The sequence below is a fragment of the Erysipelothrix sp. strain 2 (EsS2-6-Brazil) genome, from assembly GCF_016617625.1.
Classification (GTDB): Bacteria; Bacillota_I; Bacilli_A; order Erysipelotrichales; family Erysipelotrichaceae; genus Erysipelothrix; species Erysipelothrix piscisicarius.
On the sequence record NZ_SBAR01000005.1, the window covers coordinates 49313 to 70951 of the forward strand.

Below are 21639 nucleotides of genomic sequence, written 5' to 3' on the forward strand. Positions count from 1 at the left end.
GATGAACGATTTTTTTGATATGAGTTTTGGTGATGATTCAAAATCAAACGACTTTGCCATGCCGACATTTGATGCGTCAAATGACATCGAGGATGATGAAGATGATGAGCTCGAAGAATCATCAAATAAATTCAAAAAGACACTTTTCGGAGGCTATACACGCGGTAGTGTAGAAGCATATGTAGAACAAATTGAACAGAATGTTTCACAAATGCAAGGAAACCTCGAATTTCAAATTAAAGAAATGTTGCTTGAAAAAGCGTCACTTTCACAAGAAAACGCATTACTTAAATCACAATTTACCGATGCGGAATCGAAAATGATTGAAATTGAAGAAGAGTACAAACGCATTAAAGGTTTAAATGAAGAATTAGCTGAGAATATTAAACATCAAGAACAACAATTCTCAACTGAATTAAATCAATATAAAGCCGTTAGTGGAGAATTACAAGAAGAGTTAGATAAAATATCTTCTCACTATCAATCACTCCAGGAACAGTTAGAACGTGCACATGGTGAAGTATCCGTTTTAACCCAACAAGTGAAAGAAAATGAAGAAGAGAATATCAAAGTTGAACAATATCTTGATCAACTTGAAGCAAGTCTTCAAGAAAAGAACCGTGCACTTGAAGAAAGTGTTCGTCTTTTAAAACAAAAAGAAATTGAACTTGAGACAAGCAATGCGGAAGTCCATGAATTACGTGAGCAAATGTTAGTTATGGAAACAAAACTGGCTGAAAAAGATTCAGAAATTGCGCGTACCATGAAAATTTTAGAAGAGTATCAAGCTCAAGAAGAAAACTTTATGGCTTTAATCGATCAAAAAGAAGATATGATTCTTGAACGCAATAATGCACTACAAGAAGCTGCTCGTATGGTCGAATCACTTGAAACGCAACGCGAAGCATTTGAAGCCCGACTCATGGATCAACAAGGTACTATTGATGAGCAACAGGAATCAATTGAACATACACAATATGTCCTTGATGAGAAAGAAGAGGAAATTAAGACTCTTGAAGCCAAAATCCAAGAACTTAATGATGCTGTCGAAGCGATGAACAATCAAGATGATTTGGCAGTTGAAACATTAACCAATGAAGTTGAATTTTTAACTAAAAAACTTGAACTGATGACATCTGAAAAAGATGAGACCGTAATGTTGTTGCAAGAAAAAATTCAAAATTTAACACAACAACTTGAACAAGTTCAATTACAACCAAATATTATGCAACGTGTAGAAGATATCCGTACACAATATGATCAATTACTGCAAAAGAAAGATATGATCATTAATCGTTTGGAAGCAGAAGTAAACAATGCTCCATCTTTTACATTCGATCAAGAACGTGCACTTTTAAAACAAGAAATTGCACAATTGCAAGAAGAACTTAAGCAAGAAATGATTGACAAATATCAGGTTCGTAAAGGATTGAACGATGAGGTGCGTCGTCTTAAAGAACGATTAGATACACAAACGTTTCAAGGGCAACCCAGACAAGACTTTGAACGGATTATCGATGAAAAAGACACCCAAATCAATCAACTCTTTCAGAAACTACAGAATATGCAAAAAGAAATGGAAGCATTAATGGGACGTGTTAATTTTACAAACCCATCTCATGATGCCTTGCAAGAACGGACTCGTATTCAACATATGAATATTCAAGATCCTGTTGTTGATCCGATCGCAAACTTTGCACCAACTCCAAAGGTTACTGAAACTACTGCAACTAAGAATGACTTTGAAGAAGAGATTGCTCGAATTTATAAGCAAATTGAAGCTCAAAGAGAAACGTTAGATGCATTTATGGATCATTATAAGTACAATTCATAATAAGAAAAAGGTATTCAAATTGAATACCTTTTTTTGTTAAAGTTCAAACAGTAATTGAGTGTAGGTAGGGAAGGGATAATGCGATTTCGCGATGACACGTTCCATTTGATCAACAAGGGTTCGTATCGTCTCAAATTCTGGTCGAATTTGATGATGCATTGCGTATGCCTTTTCTTCTAAATCTGTGATTTCATGAACAAATAGCATTTTGTCTTCAAGCGTTATTATGGCCGCATCCAGAGCGTCAAGATTTGATTCAAGGTTTGTGATTTGACGTTTGATATAACTGCTTTGACTGTCTGAGGTTGATAGGTGATTAATAGCGGTGACAATTGCAGGCATAATATCTTGTTTTACCATCTTAAGTAATGTGTTTGCTTCGGTGTTGATGGTTTTGATAAAGCGTGTCTGCACGATGATGGTACGCGCTTCTAATTCACGCTCACTCAGAACATCCGTATTTTTAAATAGCGCAATTGTATTGGGATAGAGCATTGAAGCGATAGAATCTACATAGTGCTCAAGATTTGGTAAACCACGTTGTAATGCCTCTTCTTTCCAATTATCGTGATAAGCATCGCCATCAAAAATAACTCGATGGTGAGCCTTAATGATCCGCTGACAGTGTCCAAGGGCATGTTCACGAATATCTTGAATATACTTGAATTGTTCTAAGTCATTCGCAATACGTTCAAGCGATTCAGCCATAATTGAACACAATACAGTATTCACAAAAGCACTACAAATCGAGGAACCAGGCATTCTAAACTCAAACTTATTTCCAGTAAATGCGAAAGGTGACGTACGGTTACGATCAGAGTAATCTTTCGTTACAGCGCTCAGTGTTGTAAGAGGAGTAAAATATTGAACTTCTTTTTCAATATTAATTTTCTTTGAGGTGGCCAATTGCTTAAATATTTCCTCAAGAACAGAACCTACAAAGAGTGAAATTATTGCGGGTGGTGCTTCGGATGCGCCGAGACGATGATCATTACCTGCAGAGGAGGCTGCAAAGCGTAGTAATTCTGCGTGCGAGTCAACTGCCTCCACAAGCGCACATACGAATACAAGGAAACGAATATTTTCATGAGGACGCTCTCCAGGTTCAAAGAGATTATGCCCGGTATTGGTTACCAACGACCAGTTATTATGTTTACCTGAACCATTGATATTTTTGAATGGTTTTTCATGTAAAAGTGCAGATAAATGATGCTTTTTGGCAACACGTTGCAATGTTTCCATAACAATCATGTTTTGATCGAGCGCAATGTTTGCTTTATCAAAGTGGGTTACAATTTCAAATTGAGCTGGAGCAACTTCATTATGTTCTACTTTACTATAGACACCTAATTTCCAAAGTTCATCATTCACATCTTCCATATAATGAACTACATTTGAAGGAATATTCCCATAGTAGTGTCCCACTAAATCCTGACCTTTCGGAGCATTTTCGCCTAAAAGTGTACGTCCAGTAAATATTAAGTCTTCGCGTTTTTCAAAATGCTTCGCATTGACCAAAAAATATTCTTGTTCAAGTCCAATCATGGCATCAACACTTGTAACACTTTTATCACCTAAGAGATTGACGATACGTGTGGCTTGCTTACTTAAGGCCTCCATGGATTTTAAAAGAGGGGCTTTCTCATCTAAAGATTCACCGTGATAGGAAATAAAAATTGAAGGGATAAACAGGACATGACCTCGGATAAATGCGGGTGAGGTTACATCCCAATAGGTATAGCCACGTGCTTCAAATGTTTGTCTTAAACCGCCATTTGGAAACGATGATCCATCCGTTTCGCCTTTAATTAATGTTTTGCCAGAGAATCGCGTAATTGGCTTACCATTTCGATCCGGTTCGATGAAGGCATCATGTTTCTCAGCGCTCGATCCGGTCATGGGATGAAACCAATGCGAATAATGAGTTGCCCCATGCTCCAATGCCCAGACTTTCATCGCATGAGCAATGGCCTCGGCATTTGCCATATCCATTTTCTCTTTATATTGGATTGCACTCAGCCAACGTTCAAAAACAGGACGTGGTAAATATTCACTCATCACATCTTTTGTGAAGAGTTTACATCCAAAATCTTCGTAAGGTTTCTTCATTGTATTTCTCCTTTTTTCTTGTCAAATATAAAATATTTTGGGGTGAATGTAAAGATTTTTTTTAGTTTGTTGGGTTATTTTAAAAAAAAATGGAAAATTCATAAAATTTTTGGAGTTTTTAGTAAGGAATTGAAAACGAATTATTTTAATGTATATTTAATAAAACGTTTAAAATAATTGACAAACTCATGGATTTTAAAATGTATATTTATTTTAACAAAAACACTTTTAATTGTGTAATTGTTGTGATAGAATTACGAAGAAATAGGAGAGATAAGTATGAAATATAGTGAATTAATTGAAATCGCACTACAAAATTCAAGATGTGTAGCGCTATCCGACAACGCATCATTAGATGGTGAGTCTACAGCAATGCTATCAAAAGATGGAACCGTATTTACCGGAATATCAGTACAAAGTGTAACTCAGGCAGGTTGCAATTCAGGCGTGAGTGCCATTGCTGAAGCTTTAAAGTCCGGTCAATCACATTTTATTAAGATGGTGACCGTAAACAGCAAGGGCGATATTATTGCACCTTCAGGTCAGACACGTGACTTGCTTGCACAAATCAATTCTGAAAATAAACAATGCGAGATCATGGTTTCTAAAGATCACTTAGTTATTCTTGATCAACTTTTGCCTTACACAGCACGTTAACACGGGAAACCGTGTTTTTTTATTGCGCGAATAATGCGATAATAGTTTGAGAGAAAATAAAAACGATACAATCAAATTAAATAAGTTGACCGATGGTCAGTTTGGTGTTAAACTAGAAAACGGCTGACATAATGACCAATGGTCAGTTTGTATCGGAGGAGGGAAATATGGTATCTAAACTTGAGAAAAACAAGTTACTTAAAGAAAACAAGTTGTATAACGCAGCGTATGATTTATTTACAAGTCATGGTATTAATGAAACATCAATCAGCGATATTGCAAAGCATGCAGGTGTTGGCAAAGGAACGTTTTATCTTTATTTCAAAGATAAGTATGATATTTTAGATCGCATTATCTTTAAAAAAAGCTCAGATGTCTTAGTCTATGCAGTGAATGAAACACACTTAAATGTATTTGAACATTTTGAAGATGAAGTAATCTTCTTTATAAACGTGATTCTTGATTTTTTAGAAAAAGATCGTTTACTGCTTAAGCTTATTCATAAGAATTTATCATGGGGGGTTCTTAAAAGAGCAAAAGAAGACTATGAAGAGATTAACCTAATCTATCATATGTTTACGAAAGGCCTAAAAGATGTAGGGATATCCGATGCGGAAATCGATCATACGATTTACATCGTAATCGAACTTACCGGTTCGATTGCGTATAATACAATCATTCTTGAGGAACCTTCAAGTTTAGAAACCATGAAACCTTTCCTGTTTGATACCATAAAACGTATTATTAGGAGATGATTTCGTGAAGAAAGGTTTTACCCAAGCGTTTGGAGATGCAATTGCAAAACATCGCAAAATAATTTTAATCATTGCGACCTTGTTATTGATCCCATCGCTTTACGGCACAGTTTCTACGAAGATAAATTATGATATTTTAACTTATCTTCCCAAAGATTCTGAATCGGTTAAAGGTCAAGAAATATTAGACCGAGAATTTGGTGGTGCTTCTACAGGAATGTTAGTCATAGAAAATATGACAAACAAAGATGTCGTAAAGACCAAAGAAAAAATTAAAATGGTTAAGGGTGTTGAAGATGTTATTTGGGTTGACGATCTCGTAGATACATCAGTTCCCTCAACAATGCTACCGGAAGATGTTCAATCCTTGTTATTCCGTGAAAACTCAACATTACTGATCGTTAAGTTTGAAGAAGGAAACGCAGCACCGCTTACCCATGAAGCAATTGGTGAGATACGATCAATGCTTGATGACCATTCATTTCTGAGTGGGATGTCGGCATTACTTAAAGACACGAAGGAGCTTGCTGATGCTCAAACACCCATTTATGTGGGACTTGCAGTTCTACTTGCTACTTTAGTGCTTGCAATGACGTTAGAGTCAACAATTATACCCTTTATTATTCTATTAAGTATAGGCTATGCAATCGCATATAACTTTGGAACAAACGTGATATTTGGTCAAATATCATATATAACCAAATCCTTAGCCGCAGTACTTCAATTGGGCGTTACTTTGGATTATTCAATTTTCTTATTGCATCGTTATGAAGAAGAATTACGTAAAAATCCAAATAAAGAACACGCAATGGGTTCTGCAATCGCTTCAACCGCATCGTCAATTGTAGGGAGTTCGTTAACAACCGTTGCAGGATTTTTAGCTATCGGTGCTATGAATCTAACCATTGGTAAAGATATTGGATTTGTAATGGCTAAAGGTGTTGTCTTAGGTGTTTTATCTGTATTGACAGTCTTACCTTCATTAATTCTTATCTTCGATGGTCCGATTCATAAATGGCGCCATCGCACCATATTACCAGAATTTGATCATTTGTCTAAATTGGTAACACGTCATGCGAAAACATTTGTATTAATTGGTGCAATCCTTTTTGTACCGGCATACATTGGCCAAAGTAATAATGATGTTTACTATAACCTTGATGAATCTTTACCTAAAGATATGACATCCATGGTTGCACTTACAAAACTTAAAGATGATTATAATATGCAAACAACACATTTCGCTGTTATTCCGAATACGGTTCCTGATTTCGAAATCACCCGAATGATTAAAGAAATCGAAGCGTTAGATGGCATTGAAAATGTTATTTCATATCAAAAATATGTAGGACCAACAATCCCAGAATCATTCTTACCAGAAAAAGTTGTTTCAATCTTTGAAAAAGGTGATTACAAACGTTTAATTATTAATTCTTCATTTAAATCCGCTACGGATGAAGAAAATCAACAAATTGAAGCAATTTCTTCAATTATGAAACGTTACGATGACAACGCATTATTAACTGGAGAAGGGGTATTAACGAAAGACCTCATTGATATTGCGGACGAAGACTTTGCTCGTGTTAATACGCTAAGCTTTGCGGCAGTATTTATCATTATTGCCCTTGTCTTTATGTCCGTATCGATTCCGGTTCTTCTAATCGCCGCAATTATGCTTGCCATCTTTATAAACATGAGTGTTCCATTCTATATGGGATCATCAATACCTTTTATCGCCGGTATTGTAATTGGTTCTATCCAATTAGGTGCTACAGTCGATTACGCCATACTGCTTACTACGCGATTTAAAGAAGAGTGTGGAAATGGTTTAGAAAAACATGATGCGATGGAAATCGCTGTTAAAGAGTCTGCTAAGTCAATCACAACAAGCGGATTAGCGTTTTTCGGTTCAACAGTTGGCGTCGCTATGATTTCGGAGATGGAACTGGTATCAAGTTTAAGTGGCATGATTGCACGCGGTGCGATCATTTCTACGCTGGTTATTTTATTTATCCTTCCGGGTATTTTACTTGGCTGTGAAGGCATTATTAGTAAAACAACACGCGGATGGATCAAACGTAATAAAGGAGATGTAAGAACGAATGAAGACTAAAAATTCAATACGTGCACTCAGTGGAGCAATTGCGATAAGTATGGTTGCAGTTATACCAGTTAGTGCAGATGAACCCATAAAAAAGGATGAAACTGTATTTGTAAATTTAGATAGTGATGGTCGGGTCATCCATAAAGTATCGAGTGTACACTTGCATTCAGATAAAGCACTAAAAACAGTAACGGATCAATCCAATCTAAAAAATATTGTAAATGTTAAAACAGATGATCAACCGGGAATTGCTGGAAATACAGTACTTTGGAATACCGATCAAAAAGATGTGTATTATCAAGGTGATCTTGAACAAGCTCTACCAATTGAGACAACCATTCACTATACCTTGGATGGTAAAACGGTTCGTCCTGAAGAAATTCTAGGACAAAGTGGTCGATTGAAAATTTCAATTGACATTAAAAATAACGATCCACGCACTATTAAATTAAAAAATGGAGGTACTAAGAACGGTTATGCACCCTATTTGGTTGCAACGGTCATGAACTTATCATCAGACGTCTTTAAAGATGTTACTGTGAATACGGGTAAGTTAATTCAAGATGGAAACAATCAAATCGCAACCTTTGCAGTGCTTCCAGGGATGAAAGAGAATTTAGGTATTACTAAAGACTTATTTGGTCTTGATAACCATATTGAAGTCCAAGCGAATGTTGTAGATTTCGAAATGAGTCCAATTGTTTTTACCGCAACTTCAAACATTCCTGATTTAGATGCATTAGAGCATTTCGATCGTGTTGACGATATCGCAAGAAGCATCGATACATTAAAAGATGCTGCCAACCAACTTGCTGATGGAACACAACAATTATCGGAGGGTTCAAATCAATTAAATAGTGGTATTACTGACTATGTAAATGCAGTTGGTAAGATTAACGATGGATCGCATGAACTTTCATCTGGAGCAGGTGTTTTCTTCGATGGAATCTATCGCAGTTCAGTTGGTGCACAATCCCTTGCTGACAATACCTCGCTGTTTGGTGAAAAAGCTGCACAGTTAAGTCATGGGTACATGGCTTTAAGTGAAGGTGTGACACAGTATGCGTCAAAAGCAACACAGTTAAGTGATGGTTTTGTTAAGGCTTCTGAAGCATTGAAACCAGTTAAAGGTTCAGTTTCAAAACTCAATTCAGGTATGGCCCAAATTGATGCAGGAACACAACAACTTACCGAAGGCACTGATCAAGTTGTCACCGGTGTAACGGGAGTTCAAGGTGCTAATACAATGGGATTAAATCAAATTAATCAATCTACACAAACCATTGCATCATTGAAAGATCAAATGTCTGTACTTGAAAAGGCAATTGCACTCATTCCAGAAGAAAAAGACCGTACAGAAATTCAACAAGAATACGAAGCACTCGTTAAAACGGTTCATGCCCTTGAACAATCGAATGCAGCTGTAAATTCAATTTATGGCCAAATCGACTCACAACTTCCAAAACTTGTAGAGGGTAGTGAAGCCGTGAAACAAGGACTTGAAACTGTGAATACAAATCAAAAAGCTGTTTTAACGGGTCTTGGCCAACTGGACAACGGTTTGGAACAATTTGAGAATGTTTCGATGTTACTGAATGAAAACGCAAAAAAACTTAACGAAGGCGCTATGGTTCTTGATGCTAAATCAAAAGAGGCGTTTGAAGGAAGTAAGCTTTTATTGGAAGGATCATCAAAACTTGCTTCAGGTGCTACGGAATTATCCAATGGAATGAACCAACTTAATGATGGATCAAGTTCTGTCAAAGAAGGTCTCGATGCACTTGCAAGTGGAACCACTCAGGCATATGTAGCCGGCTCTCAACTTGAATCAGGATCCTCAAAACTGGCTGAAGGTTCAATGGAATTAAACAACAAGGTTTCTGAAGGCCTCGCTGAAGCTAAGTCACATGATGAAATAAGTCTTGATGATTTAACTCGCGTGCTGGATGTGAAAGATGGGCTTATTGAAATTGCTGAAAGCAACACAACAATAAGTGGTCTTGGCTCCGATATGGAAGGAAGTTCGAAAATGATTATGAGAACTGAAGCCATAAAAAAAGAGAAAGAAACAAAAGTAATTGAAGAAACAGTCAAAGAACATAAAGGATTCTTTGCATGGATCAAAGAAAAGATCGGCAAATAAAAAAAACGACTTCGGTCGTTTTTTTTACGCCTCAATTTGAGTGAGGTTTGCATAAAGCGTCGTGACAATTGCAATGATAATTCCAGGAATTACCCATGATAATTTAAGTTGATGTAAAGGAAGTTCACTTACAATTTTAAAGAATGTATTCTGAGCATGGTTAATGCTTGACATAACGCTTATACTTCCGACAACAAGGGTTGTAATTTTAAAGGTTATATCCGGGATGTTCCCAATCAATGTAAGGAGTATCAATGTAATCGCAATTGGATAGATTGCACTCAGTATTGGTGAACTGATGGCTAATATTTGATTGAGTCCGAAGTTTCCAATTACTAAACTTATACTCGAAAGCAAAACGACAAATTTTTCATAATTGAGAATTTTGAGTAGCTCTGAGAAATATTTACTGCATGAGGTAATGAGACCGACACAGGTTGTTAAGCATGCAAGGGTAAAGATAATCCCAAGTACAATGGGTCCATAAGTGCCATAGGCGGCATATGACACCGCAATGAGTACTTCCGCACCGTTTGTGGCATTGGGTAAACTTGGTGCGATATGAGAGCCTAAAAGCGCTAAAAGGATGTATACAAGAAATAATAAAACTGCGGCAATTGCTCCAACACGATATGTAGTTTTGCGAATAACTTTTTTGTCTGTAACCCCGAAATCACGAATAATCATCGAAAGGACAAGCCCAACGGTAAGCGATCCAATCGCATCCATCGTCATATATCCGTCGACAAAGGCCGCGGTTGCAGGATGGAGACGATAAGGATCTTGCGGTGGGAGGATAATTTGCGTATGATTTGAAAAAATTAAAATCGAAGTAAGCACTAAAAGACTCAAAAGAATCGGTGTTAGAACTTTTCCCATGCGATCCACCAATTTACTTGGTTTCATTGACAACCAACCGGCTAGACCAAAGAATACAAGCGTATAAACAAACATACCAATTCCTAAATGCGACTCAGCCAACATCGGTTTTATTGCGATTTCAAAAGGCATTGTACCCGCACGCGGGATCGCTAAGCCGGGGCCTATTGATATATAGATGACAACTGTAAAAGCTGTAGCGAAGTAAGGATGAACCTTTGATCCGATTGGATAAAATCCTTCTGCTTTCGCAACTGCACAGATTCCTAAAAAGGTTAAAAATACTGCGGACAAAGAAAAGAAAAAAATCGATATCGGAAGGTTGTATCCCGATTGGTAACCGATCATGGATGGGAAAATAAGGTTTCCCGCTCCAAAAAACATGGAAAAAACAGTAATACCGAGAGAGAGAATCTCAAGGCGTGATAATTTATTCATAACAGACCCCAATTTCTAGAATTTTAGTTTATAGCGTGAAGATGGATTTTAAGTGAAATTAACTTAATTACCGAGAATATGGTCGAAGTTTTTTTCAAATAAAGTTATTTGGTAGTCTATCGTATTATAGGTAATTAAAGGACTGGTATTATTCGTCTTATTCTTAATAATGTCACTCAATTCAATCAAGTGATTGTGATGATCCCGAATTAATTGTGCCATACGGTCAGTGCTTTTGAGTTCATCATTGAGGTAGTTCTGTTGACAGACCATATCTCCATGACTTCGCGATTTAAATCGAATGGATTTATTTAAAGAGGCAATCCGTACATCTTTATGGTCTGTTAAACGAAACGATCTTAAAAATGTGCGATGATAATTATCTTTATAAAAGGTTCCATCTTGATTGAGAATAACGTAAGATCCAGTATGCGTTAAAATGAGTTGAGATTCCAATTCATTACCGCATTTATAAAAACGTGTGTGTTTCATAAATGGATTTAAAGATGAATACATAAACAAACCAATACACACCGATATTAATAGAAAGTAGGTTATGAGATTCTTTTTATTCATAATATTGATCCCCCGCTCATGCACTATAATAAGGATTATACACTGTTTTATTGATTAATGGATATCTTTCGCTTTGATTTGAATTTTTCTGTTGAATGAAGGTGTTGTTTATGAATTTTGAATTGTGGTCTCGGAACCTTAAATCGATTTAAGTTTTAGTTAAGGTGATATTAAGAATTAGATCTTATTATTATCTTTGTCGAACGGTCTGGGGGGAAATGTATGCCCGATACATTGGACCGAAAAATATATTCGCACTTCTCCTTGAATATATTTCGACATGAAAACGATGTAGCCTTTTGTCGTTTAGCTACATCGTTTTTTTTATTTGTTTTTAACTTCGTCTAAAATCAATTTCAAAGCATGGTTCGTTGCCATTTCTTGAATATGAATGCGCTCATTCGCATGATTTCGTCCTAATTGTAATCTTTTAACAGATACACGTTCCGCAGTGGCTATAGCCACATAAACCAAACCAACAGGTTTTTCATCAGAACCGCCTGTTGGTCCAGCGATGCCGGTTATCCCAACTCCAAGATCCGATTCAGCCAATAATCGAACGTTTGTGGCCATTTGCGCTGCCACTTCAGGTGAAACAGCACCCACGGTTTCAAAATACGCTTGAGGTATGTTTAAAATTTTATGTTTTTGTTCATTTGAGTATGTTGTCACACCTAAATTAAATACTTGGGAGCTCCCGGATACACGCGTTATTCGAGAACTGATTAACCCACCGGTACAACTTTCTGCAGTTGCAACCGTCATATTTTTACTTGCAAGTAAGGGAACGATCACCGATTCCAAAGCGGGAATATCAGTACTGTAATAAAAATCGTAGAATAAGTCTTTTATTTCTTCAAGAACTGGTTTAATGAGTGCATCTGCTTCTTGGTAGGTTTTGCCACTGGCTGTAACACGCAACATCACACTACCATCCGCTACATAGGGGGCGATGGTAGGGTTTTGATAATCGATCATTTTATCTTTTAAAATCGATTCAACTTTTGATTCCCCAATTCCAAATAAATAGAGTTTATGAGATACAAGTACTAAGTTAGTCTTTTGGCTTAGATAATCGTTCACAGATGTTTCAAACATCATCGTCATTTCACGGGGTGGACCGGGCAACATTATCACGGTATGATTTTTAGTTTCAATGCAAACTCCAGGAGCTGTACCGCATAAATTTTCAAAAACATGGGCACCTTGTGGCATCATTGCTTGCTTGATATTATTTTCGGTCATTGATCTGCCAGTGGTTTTAAAATATGCTTCAAGTTTGTTCATTGAAGGTTGATGAAGGGTAAGGGGGCGTTCTAAGACCTCTGCAATCACTTCTTTGGTTAAGTCATCATAAGTCGGACCCAATCCTCCAGTGAAAATAATGAGTTCGCTTCGTTTCAACGCCTCTTTAAACGTCTCTTCCAGACGGTTTGGATTATCACCAACAACACTTTGGTGATAACAAAAGATTCCATTGCTTGCAAGTTGTTGCGCGATGTATGTCGCATTTGTATTCACAACATCCCCTAACAACAATTCCGTTCCTACACAAATAATTTCTGCTTTCATAATTCAGCTCCATTCTTTTAATATCATAGCACTCTTACCTTAAATACACGAGAAGAATTCTTAATGACATTTTGTGAAGGTTTCATGACAGTCGTTTGTTTCGATGTGGATTCACTTTATAATAAAACACAGAAAATCGTTTAATTTAAAAGATTGCAAGAGGAGAATCGTTTATGAAGCATCAATGGGAAAATTCACTTCATTTATTAAAGGATGGTAATGTTCGGTTTACCCACCAAACCGTTAAAAATTCACATCATTCACAACATGACATGCAAGACTTAGGGGAGGGACAAAATCCTTATGCAATTATCCTAAGTTGTTCGGATTCACGGGTATCCCCTGATATTATTTTTGATTGTAAGTTGGGAGATTTGTTTTTAATTCAAAATGCTGGGAATGTTACGGATGCTTCGGTGTTAGGAAGCATTGAGTATGCGGTTGAAAATCTTAAAACACCTTTGGTTGTTGTTTTAGGGCACAGTCAATGTGGCGCAATTAATGCTGCTTATCATCAACTGTCCTTAAAAGGGAATTTGAAAACGATTGTTGATCAGATTCAGGCGCATGTAGTGCAAGAAGGGATTGACATTTCTTCAGCAAATCACGCACGAAAAACAGCTCTTAAAATTGCGGAAAATTCATCGATTCAACGCCATGATGTAAAAGTTATCAGTGCATTTTATGACATCACTACCGGCAATGTGTCATGGCTATAATGGCTTTAATATCATTTGAGTACTAAATTCACAAAAATTTGCTATACTAGTATGCAGATAAGTAACGTAAAAACCAAGACAAATCTGTCTTGTTTTTATTGTTTATTTATAAATTTACTCTATAATAGGAGTTTGAATGAATTTAAAGGAGAATATCAGTGATTAGTACAAATAATTTATCGTTAATGTTTGATGGCAAGGCATTATTCGAAGAGGTATCAATAACATTTACTGAAGGGAATTGTTATGGTGTAATCGGAGCCAATGGTGCAGGGAAATCAACCTTCCTTAAACTCTTATCGGGAGAACTTGAACCCACAAGCGGTCACATCTCCATTCCAAGTGGCAAACGTCTTTCATTTCTAAAGCAAGATCACTTTGAATTTGATGATTATACGGTTTTAGAGACAGTTATCATGGGGAATGAAAAACTTTATGAAATTATGAAAGAAAAAGAGGTTATTTACGCAAAGGAAGATTTCTCGGAAGCGGATGGTATTCGCGCAGGAGAATTGGAAGAACAATTTGCGGATATGGATGGTTGGAATGCGGAAGCAGAGGTCTTTACACTTTTAAATGGTTTAGGTGTTGATCGTCAATACCATGAAGCCAAGATGGAACAACTCCCAGGTTCGGACAAAGTTAAGGTCTTATTAGCTCAAGCAATTTTTGGTAATCCCGATATTCTTTTACTTGATGAGCCTACCAACCACCTTGACCTTGAAGCAATTCAATGGCTTGAAGAATTTTTAATTAATTTTGAAAGCACCGTTATTCTTGTATCACATGACCGTCACTTTTTAAATAAAACGTGTACACATATTGCTGATATTGATTTTGGTAAAATTCAATTATTTGTTGGGAATTATGACTTCTGGTATGAATCCAGTCAATTAATGCTTCGTCAAATGAAAGACGCAAATAAGAAAAAAGAAGAAAAAATTAAAGAACTTCAAGATTTTATTGACCGCTTCAGTGCCAATGCTTCGAAATCAAAACAAGCAACATCACGTAAACAAGCACTCTCAAAAATTAAACTCGATGAAATGGTACCTTCAAAACGTCGCTATCCATTTATTGAATTTAAACCAAAACGTAATCTTGGTAGTTCCGTATTGGAAGTAAGTGATCTAAGTGCGAGCCTTGAAGGAAAACAACTTTTCACAAATTTAAGTTTCACCATTGGAAATGGTGAAAAGGTAGCCTTTGTGGGTGATCAAGAAATCACAAAATCACGCTTTTTTGATATTATTACGGAACGTGTTCAACCGGATGCAGGATCAGTTCATTGGGGTTCAAGCGTTGATTATGGTTATTTTAATAAAAACTTTGATGAAGATTTTGAAAATGACGCACGAATTGTTGATTGGTTGATGGAATTTTCTGACGAAAAAGACGAGACCTATGTTCGCGGCTTTTTAGGTCGAATGATTTTTGCGGGGGATGACGCATTAAAAAAACTTAATGTTTTATCCGGTGGTGAAAAAGTACGTTGTATGATGTCTAAAATGATGATCATGGGTAAAAATGTGTTGATTCTTGATGAACCAACAAACCACCTTGATATGGAGTCAATCACCGCACTTAATAATGCACTTATTAAATTTCCAGGAACAATTCTTCTTGCCTCACATGATCATCAAATTATTGAAACAACGGCAACACGCATTATGGAATTTAAAGAAGATGGTACTCTCGTTGATTATCTTGGAACCTACGAAGAATATTTAGAACGCAAATAAATTTGAAAGGTTAAATGATGATGCAAACCTATCTCTATCCAATACGAACTGCTTTAATCAGTTTTCCATTCATTGCATTCGCAATTCTAGTTCCATATTTAATGTATGACTATCATAAACATGGGTCGGTATCGAAGTGGCGTGCGTTTGTAGTTTACAGTTTTATATTCTATTTGCTCTGTGCATTTTACCTTGTGATTTTACCGTTACCTGAGCGTGAACATGTTCATACACATTGGCGTGAGATGATTCAACTCATTCCATTTACGTTTGTTTCAGACTTTATCCGTGAAACATCCATGCGTTTCTCAGATCCAAGATCACTTGTTGTCGGATTGCGCGAAGGGGTGTTCACACAACCTGTATTTAATATTGTGATGACACTACCCTTTGGGATTTACCTTCGTTATTACTTTAAGTGTGACTTGAAAAAAACATTGATTTTAAGTTTTAGCTTGTCGCTGTTTTTTGAACTTACACAAATTACTGGTCTCTATGGGATTTATCCAGGACCTTATCGATTGTTTGATGTTGATGATTTGATTTTAAACAGTATGGGTGGATTAATAGGTTATGCAATTGCACCCGCAATGACCTATTTCTTTCCTACACGCGAGGCTTTAGATCTCGAATCTGCGGAAAAATCTGTAACGGTAACGTATGTGAGACGTCTTATTGCATATCTAATAGATAGCGTCATCATGACGCTTGCGATTTCAATCTTTACACTTGGAATGCGTGCGGTAATGCCGGGGGTTCCTCAATATCCAGCATTTGAGTCCGTGACTCATTTTATGGGATTTATGTTTTTCTTTTTTGTATGGCCTCTTTCACATCAAGGGTCAACCTTAGGAATGTCTATCGTGCAAATTCGAATTGAAGTAGATGAATCACAATCCAGAGTTAAAGGTATTTTGATGCGTTGCCTTCTTGTATATGTTTTTATGATACGATTTGGCGATCTAAGTGGTTTACTCGTTAAAGGGCTCTCGACATCAAATCCATACATCGATACGCTCACTTCAGTGCTCTATCTTTTAATTATTATGGGTTATTGGATTTTTATGATGATACATGTTCTATCAACGATGTTTCATAGGAATTATCGAATGTTTTATGAACGCATTTCTAAGACACAAATGGTCAGTACATACCCCGATCACAACATAGACGGGTAATATTAAAACATGATATCTTGTATAAAAAAACGTTCACTGCATCCGTGAACGTTTTCTTTTCTTTTTATTTAAATGTATTCATCTGCTTTAACAGTGAACATAATTGCACCCGCCATTGGATCCTTTTTAATTTCAGCTTTAATGCGTTTGCAAGCTTCATCTTTGTCTTCCATATCCGTTTCAAAGTAGAGCTTGATTCCATCTTTCTTAATAAATGTACATTTAGGATCTGTCATTCCTTCAACAATTTTTTGAATTTGCTTTTGCATAATAGGACTATTAATAATAATTGTATTCATAATTTATACCTCTTTCTACAAAATCATATTAGCAAAATATGGAACCGATTACAATAAAAAACGAATATATTGAAATAATATTCCAATATTTACAAAGAAAGGTTGAAATATATTTTGAAATCGGTTACTATTCATATGTAAGCACTAACAAGTGCAAGAAAGGGAGTTAATATGGAGAAGTTAACACAATTTATAGAAGAGAAGATTGCCCCACCATTAATTAAATTTTCTCAATTGAAATACGTTCAAGTAATGCAACGTACTGGACTTGGAATCATGTCTTTATTAGTTATTGGTTCTGTATTTTTACTTGTTGCATCATTCCCAGTTAAAGCATGGACTGATTTTTTAGGAGATAATCGCTGGGTTATAGCGGCAGCTTCTGGAGTTGGTACTGGATTTATTGCTTTATATACTGTTATCACGACATCTTATGGTTTAGTAGAGTACTACAACAAACAACGCGGAGAAAATCATGATATTGTTCAACCAATGATTCTTGCGGTTGCATCATTCTTACTTTTAAATCCTGCACAAACTGTTACAACAATGGTTGATGGTGTTGAAGGTAAGTTTACAGGGGTTCCATCAACGTATATGGGAGCTCTTGGAGTATTTGCGGCACTGATTGTGGCAATTATTACTGTTGAAATCTATCGTTTCGTTGTTAATAAAAAACTTGTTATTAAAATGCCTGAAGGGGTTCCACCAATGGTATCTCAATCATTTATCGCTCTAATTCCAAGTTTCTTTGTCATTTTATTCTGGTGGTTACTCGGTCATGTTTTCCAATTAAACATTCCAGAATTAATTGCTGGTGTGTTCAAACCATTAGTAGCTGTTGGTGATTCACCAATCGTTGTGATGATCGCAACACTTTTAAACCGAATCTTATGGGCTGTTGGTATTCATGGTTCAAACATTGTAAACTCAGTTGGTGGAACATTCTGGGGTCAAATGTCACAATTAAACCTTGCTGCATTTGAAGCTACCGGAAGTCTTGCAAATTTACCACATACTTATACATCCGTATTTATGGATAACTATATTTGGACAGGATTGTTCCCATTATCACTTTGCTTAATTATGTCTAAATCGCCACGTTTAAGCGGTCTGGGTAAACTTGCATTAGCAGCATCGTTATTCAATATCGGGGAACCACTTATCTTTGGATTACCAATTATGTTGAATCCACTGATGATGATTCCATTTATCTTAAGCTACTTAGTACTTGCACTTGCTGCAATTATTCTAACAACGCTTGGTGTGATTCCTGTACCGGCATTAATGATTTCTTGGATTACACCTGCACCAATTAAAACTTATTTAGCGACAGCTGGAAGTATTCCTGCAACCGTATTCGTCCTTGTTGGATGGGTATTTATGTTCCTCTGCTTCTATCCATTTGTTAAAGCAATGGAGAAAAATGACCTTGCTGAAATGGCTGCTGTAGAAGAAGCGAAAGAAAATTAAATTATGTTAGGTATTTCGAGTTATTTTAAAGATTTAGATTATGGGTATTTGGAAGCTGCTGCTGCCATTGGAGTGAAGTATTTATTTACTTCACTCCATATCCCAGAAGAAGATTTGTCGAAACTGGATCAAGAAATGCCAAAATTCTTAGCAGAAGTAAAACGATTGGGTCTTGAATTGGTACCTGATATCTCACCCGCAACGTTTGAGAAATTAGGCATTAAGCCCAATGACTATCAAGCATTAAAAGAACTTGGATTTACGTCATTGCGTTTGGATTACGGATTTGATGATTTTGAAATCGTTAAAGCACTTCAAAAAGATTTTGACTTAATGTTAAATGCAAGTGTTGTAAATGAACCGTATATTCTCGATGCTTTGGAAGCGGGTGTCGATTTTAATAACATTTCTGTTTTACATAACTTTTATCCTAAAACAGAGACGGGACTTTCATTAGACTATTTTAAAAAAATTAATGAAGTGTTTATTCGACATAAAATTAAAATTATGGCATTTGTTCCAGGGGATGCGCTAAAACGATTCCCACTTTACGAAGGCTTACCAACGGTTGAGAAACACCGTCAATGTAATCCATATCTTGCAGCTGTAGAGCTCATGCATGATTGTGGTATCACAGATATTTTAATTGGTGATAGTAAAGCACACCTTGAAACATTATTTTATATTGAATCGTATATGAAAGACTCAATTATGCATATACCTGCATTTTTTAGTAAGCATGCACCTTCAATGTATGATAAAACGTTTGAAGTTCGTAAGGATTTATCGGAACATGTTATTCGTATGTTAACACCACGGATTCCGGGAATTCCTGTAATGGATAATGGCGCACGGGTTCGTGGAGCCATTACCATCGAAAACGAATTATCTGGACGTTACAGTGGTGAAATGCAAATTTGTAAGAAAGCATTTCCAATGGATGCTCGAACAAATGTAATCGGATTTATACATCCAGACTATGTTGATCTTGTATGTTCCATTGATCGTTATACTAAAATTAAATTTGTACGCATTGACTAAGAAGGATTCAATCCTTCTTTTTTAAAATATTATTGGTATTATGAGTAATTAGAAGAGGAAGTTGATTATGTTTTTAGAAAAGTTCGTTACATTGGTACAGGGAAGTCGTTCCTTAAATGCAGTTAAAAATGCAATTAATAAAATGGCTTATATCAATATAATTTTAGGTGTTTGTATATTTATCTTTTATCAGTTTGATCAGATTGGGGGGATTACTGATTCAATTCGTACCCAGGCGGTCTTGTTCTACCAATTGTATTGCATTATGCTCGCTGTTTCATTGGCTTATCTTATTGCGAGTGAAACCCTCAATGCAGACATTGATGTAAGTTTTCGAATGAGTGCTGTATTTCTATCTCTGTTACCTGGGATTGTTTTGGTTCCAAAGGGCTACGTAACAGCTTTTCCAATCGTTACGATGATTGTTGTGGTAGTGATATCATATTTTATTAATCGACTGGATCAATTTAAGGTTAAAGGGAAACATGTTCCCCAAGCAGTTACCGATTACTATAATCGATTATGGCCAACGTTCGTCCTCATGCTATGTCTTTTTATTTTTATATTTGTTTTTAACCATTTCTTTCTAGGCCTAGCTAATGTTATTATAAGTATAACCAATGTTTTGAGTGGATTTATTGTAATGCTTTCACTCATCATGATTATTTGTATGTTTTGGATTTTAGGGATTCATGGTGTCGGTGTTATTGGAACATTAATGCGACCTTTTTGGTTCCATATGATGCTTGTGAATGGCTTTATGATTGTTTCAGGGGATTTACCGGTGTATATCGGAACTGAAGCGTTCTTAGGATGGTGTGTTTGGATCGGTGGTTCGGGTTGTACTTTAGGTTTAACCGTTAACCTAATCTTTGCGAAAAGTCGTCATCTTAAGCAACTTGGAAGCGACAGCGTTGTTTCAAATATATTCAATATTAACGAAAATATTATTTTTGGAACACCGATCGTTGAAAATCAATACTTCAGAATACCGTTTTTCGTGGCACCCATAATCACCGGTTCTGTTGCGTATTGGTCAATGAAGTTGGGTTTTGTAACAATCCCAAGTATTGTTGCGCCATGGGTGATACCAATGCCATTAGGTTTGTTTATTTCAACCCTTGGTGATGTACGATCACTTGTCTTATCATTACTCTTAATTGTGATTACGACAGCAGTTTATTTCCCGTTTTTTAGAAAGTATGATCAATCGTTGGTTAAACAAGAACAGGATAATTAAAATATCATAGGAGGATTTTAGATGAGTTGTATTTATAGGATAAAAGAGAATATGCACACTTATACTGATACAGAAAAGCGCATCGCTGAGTATATACTCGAAAATAAAAATGAGGTCGTTAATTTTTCGTCTCAGCATTTTGCGAAAGAAATTAATTCGTCAGCGGCTGCCATCGTTCGTTTTTCCAAAAAAATAGGGTATAACGGATTTACTCACCTAAAAGTAGAGCTTGCTCGAGATCATAGTGAAGAAGAACAATCATTCGATAAACTCATTAAAGAAGAAGATACGATTGAAACAATGGTACGAAAATCACACTATAGCAATCACCGAACATTTGATAATACTTACAAACTCTTAAATTTAGAAGTGTTGGATGAAGCGATTGCGGCAATTAGCAATGCACGTCGTATCTATTTATTGGGTATTGGTGGTTCAGGGATTGTATGTCAAGACCTTTATCACAAATTTGTGCGGATTGATGCGGATGTTGTGTATTTTGATGATTTCCATTTAGAAATGTCGTCATTAACTCATATAACTGAAAATGATGTCACGATTGCATTATCGTATTCAGGTCAAACCCGTGAAATTATTATGGCTCAAAAACTTGCACAAGAAAAAGGTGCGACAACGATTGCAATTACTCAAGTCGGTCGTAATGAGCTTGCAAAGAATTCCGATTTCGTCATTAATATACCGAAAGAGGAGTCAGAAGTGCGTTTGGGATCAATAGCTTCACGTTTTTAGATGCTCGCAATTTCCGATTTACTTTACTTAGGCGTCGCCAAAAATAATATTGAAGAAACACGTCGTAAGATCGTAAATACACGGGATACGATCAAGTCAATCCGGAATATTTAAATTTATTTCAAGCATT

General features: G+C 36.2%; 17 protein-coding genes. 12 read left to right on the forward strand and 5 right to left on the reverse strand.

The features are described 5' to 3' along the window. Position 1: 1 nt before the first annotated feature. Positions 2-1834, forward strand: coding sequence for a hypothetical protein (locus EPJ89_RS04570; RefSeq protein ID WP_161636471.1), 1833 nt, complete (start codon positions 2-4; stop codon positions 1832-1834). 36 nt (positions 1835-1870) lie between these two features. Here the strand turns inward: EPJ89_RS04570 and EPJ89_RS04575 are convergent, their stop codons facing one another. After that, positions 1871-3943, reverse strand: a complete 2073-nt coding sequence (locus EPJ89_RS04575; RefSeq protein WP_200549096.1) for a glutamine synthetase III — start codon at positions 3941-3943, stop codon at positions 1871-1873. Between the two features lie 279 nt (positions 3944-4222). Here EPJ89_RS04575 and EPJ89_RS04580 point away from each other — a divergent pair, with 279 nt between their 5' ends. The 4 genes from EPJ89_RS04580 to EPJ89_RS04595 all read left to right on the forward strand — a co-directional run bounded on the left by EPJ89_RS04580 (position 4223) and on the right by EPJ89_RS04595 (position 9602). Further along, entirely contained in the window at positions 4223-4600 is a 378-nt protein-coding gene (locus EPJ89_RS04580; RefSeq protein WP_200549098.1) for a cytidine deaminase, read from the forward strand. A 167-nt stretch (positions 4601-4767) separates the two neighbouring features. Next, positions 4768-5355 carry a TetR/AcrR family transcriptional regulator gene (locus tag EPJ89_RS04585; protein WP_161636469.1) on the forward strand — a complete coding sequence of 196 codons (588 nt, stop codon included), beginning with the start codon at positions 4768-4770 and terminating at the stop codon, positions 5353-5355. A gap of 4 nt (positions 5356-5359) precedes the next feature. Then, entirely contained in the window at positions 5360-7468 is a 2109-nt protein-coding gene (locus EPJ89_RS04590) for an MMPL family transporter (RefSeq protein ID WP_161636468.1), read from the forward strand. Further along, positions 7458-9602, forward strand: a complete 2145-nt coding sequence (locus tag EPJ89_RS04595; RefSeq protein ID WP_200549100.1) for a hypothetical protein — start codon at positions 7458-7460, stop codon at positions 9600-9602. Before EPJ89_RS04590 ends, EPJ89_RS04595 begins: the two co-directional genes overlap by 11 nt. A gap of 24 nt (positions 9603-9626) precedes the next feature. Here the strand turns inward: EPJ89_RS04595 and brnQ are convergent, their stop codons facing one another. From brnQ to EPJ89_RS04610, 3 genes are all read right to left on the reverse strand, one after another. Next, entirely contained in the window at positions 9627-10919 is a 1293-nt protein-coding gene (gene brnQ, locus EPJ89_RS04600; protein ID WP_161636466.1) for a branched-chain amino acid transport system II carrier protein, read from the reverse strand. A gap of 63 nt (positions 10920-10982) precedes the next feature. Beyond that, entirely contained in the window at positions 10983-11495 is a 513-nt protein-coding gene (locus EPJ89_RS04605) for a hypothetical protein (RefSeq protein WP_200549102.1), read from the reverse strand. A gap of 324 nt (positions 11496-11819) precedes the next feature. Next, the gene (locus tag EPJ89_RS04610) at positions 11820-13067 is read right to left on the reverse strand and encodes a competence/damage-inducible protein A (RefSeq protein WP_200549104.1); all 1248 of its coding nucleotides are present in this window, start codon (positions 13065-13067) and stop codon (positions 11820-11822) included. Between the two features lie 173 nt (positions 13068-13240). Here EPJ89_RS04610 and EPJ89_RS04615 point away from each other — a divergent pair, with 173 nt between their 5' ends. The 3 genes from EPJ89_RS04615 to EPJ89_RS04625 all read left to right on the forward strand — a co-directional run bounded on the left by EPJ89_RS04615 (position 13241) and on the right by EPJ89_RS04625 (position 16706). Next, complete coding sequence (locus EPJ89_RS04615) at positions 13241-13786, forward strand: carbonic anhydrase (protein WP_125164515.1); 546 nt, start codon at positions 13241-13243, stop codon at positions 13784-13786. 158 nt (positions 13787-13944) lie between these two features. After that, positions 13945-15528, forward strand: a complete 1584-nt coding sequence (locus EPJ89_RS04620; protein WP_200549106.1) for an ATP-binding cassette domain-containing protein — start codon at positions 13945-13947, stop codon at positions 15526-15528. A gap of 17 nt (positions 15529-15545) precedes the next feature. Continuing rightward, positions 15546-16706, forward strand: coding sequence for a VanZ family protein (locus EPJ89_RS04625; protein ID WP_237558257.1), 1161 nt, complete (start codon positions 15546-15548; stop codon positions 16704-16706). Positions 16707-16774: 68 nt separating this feature from the next. On the opposite strand, the gene EPJ89_RS04630 is transcribed toward EPJ89_RS04625, so the two are convergent. Then, the gene (locus EPJ89_RS04630; RefSeq protein ID WP_125164513.1) at positions 16775-17005 is read right to left on the reverse strand and encodes a hypothetical protein; all 231 of its coding nucleotides are present in this window, start codon (positions 17003-17005) and stop codon (positions 16775-16777) included. A 171-nt stretch (positions 17006-17176) separates the two neighbouring features. Here EPJ89_RS04630 and EPJ89_RS04635 point away from each other — a divergent pair, with 171 nt between their 5' ends. The 4 genes from EPJ89_RS04635 (at position 17177) to EPJ89_RS04650 (ending at position 21509) form a co-directional block, all read left to right on the forward strand. Beyond that, positions 17177-18478: a PTS sugar transporter subunit IIC gene (locus EPJ89_RS04635; protein WP_125164512.1), complete on the forward strand. Its 1302-nt coding sequence runs from the start codon at positions 17177-17179 to the stop codon at positions 18476-18478. Positions 18479-18481: 3 nt separating this feature from the next. Next, positions 18482-19519 carry a MupG family TIM beta-alpha barrel fold protein gene (locus EPJ89_RS04640; protein ID WP_200549107.1) on the forward strand — a complete coding sequence of 346 codons (1038 nt, stop codon included), beginning with the start codon at positions 18482-18484 and terminating at the stop codon, positions 19517-19519. Positions 19520-19586: 67 nt separating this feature from the next. Further along, positions 19587-20759, forward strand: a complete 1173-nt coding sequence (locus EPJ89_RS04645) for a PTS transporter subunit EIIC (protein WP_161636462.1) — start codon at positions 19587-19589, stop codon at positions 20757-20759. Between the two features lie 21 nt (positions 20760-20780). After that, complete coding sequence (locus EPJ89_RS04650; RefSeq protein ID WP_244660805.1) at positions 20781-21509, forward strand: MurR/RpiR family transcriptional regulator; 729 nt, start codon at positions 20781-20783, stop codon at positions 21507-21509. Positions 21510-21639 lie beyond the last annotated feature (130 nt).

What these genes read in the sequence shown, in the direction of transcription:
- EPJ89_RS04570 (WP_161636471.1), top strand. Translation starts at nt 2, where the DNA reads ATGAACGATTTTTTTGATATGAGTTTTGGTGATGATTCAAAATCAAAC.
- EPJ89_RS04575 (WP_200549096.1), bottom strand. Translation starts at nt 3,943, where the DNA reads ATGAAGAAACCTTACGAAGATTTTGGATGTAAACTCTTCACAAAAGAT.
- EPJ89_RS04580 (WP_200549098.1), top strand. Translation starts at nt 4,223, where the DNA reads ATGAAATATAGTGAATTAATTGAAATCGCACTACAAAATTCAAGATGT.
- EPJ89_RS04585 (WP_161636469.1), top strand. Translation starts at nt 4,768, where the DNA reads ATGGTATCTAAACTTGAGAAAAACAAGTTACTTAAAGAAAACAAGTTG.
- EPJ89_RS04595 (WP_200549100.1), top strand. Translation starts at nt 7,458, where the DNA reads ATGAAGACTAAAAATTCAATACGTGCACTCAGTGGAGCAATTGCGATA.
- brnQ (WP_161636466.1), bottom strand. Translation starts at nt 10,919, where the DNA reads ATGAATAAATTATCACGCCTTGAGATTCTCTCTCTCGGTATTACTGTT.
- EPJ89_RS04605 (WP_200549102.1), bottom strand. Translation starts at nt 11,495, where the DNA reads ATGAATAAAAAGAATCTCATAACCTACTTTCTATTAATATCGGTGTGT.
- EPJ89_RS04610 (WP_200549104.1), bottom strand. Translation starts at nt 13,067, where the DNA reads ATGAAAGCAGAAATTATTTGTGTAGGAACGGAATTGTTGTTAGGGGAT.
- EPJ89_RS04615 (WP_125164515.1), top strand. Translation starts at nt 13,241, where the DNA reads ATGAAGCATCAATGGGAAAATTCACTTCATTTATTAAAGGATGGTAAT.
- EPJ89_RS04625 (WP_237558257.1), top strand. Translation starts at nt 15,546, where the DNA reads ATGATGCAAACCTATCTCTATCCAATACGAACTGCTTTAATCAGTTTT.
- EPJ89_RS04630 (WP_125164513.1), bottom strand. Translation starts at nt 17,005, where the DNA reads ATGAATACAATTATTATTAATAGTCCTATTATGCAAAAGCAAATTCAA.
- EPJ89_RS04635 (WP_125164512.1), top strand. Translation starts at nt 17,177, where the DNA reads ATGGAGAAGTTAACACAATTTATAGAAGAGAAGATTGCCCCACCATTA.
- EPJ89_RS04640 (WP_200549107.1), top strand. Translation starts at nt 18,482, where the DNA reads ATGTTAGGTATTTCGAGTTATTTTAAAGATTTAGATTATGGGTATTTG.
- EPJ89_RS04645 (WP_161636462.1), top strand. Translation starts at nt 19,587, where the DNA reads ATGTTTTTAGAAAAGTTCGTTACATTGGTACAGGGAAGTCGTTCCTTA.
- EPJ89_RS04650 (WP_244660805.1), top strand. Translation starts at nt 20,781, where the DNA reads ATGAGTTGTATTTATAGGATAAAAGAGAATATGCACACTTATACTGAT.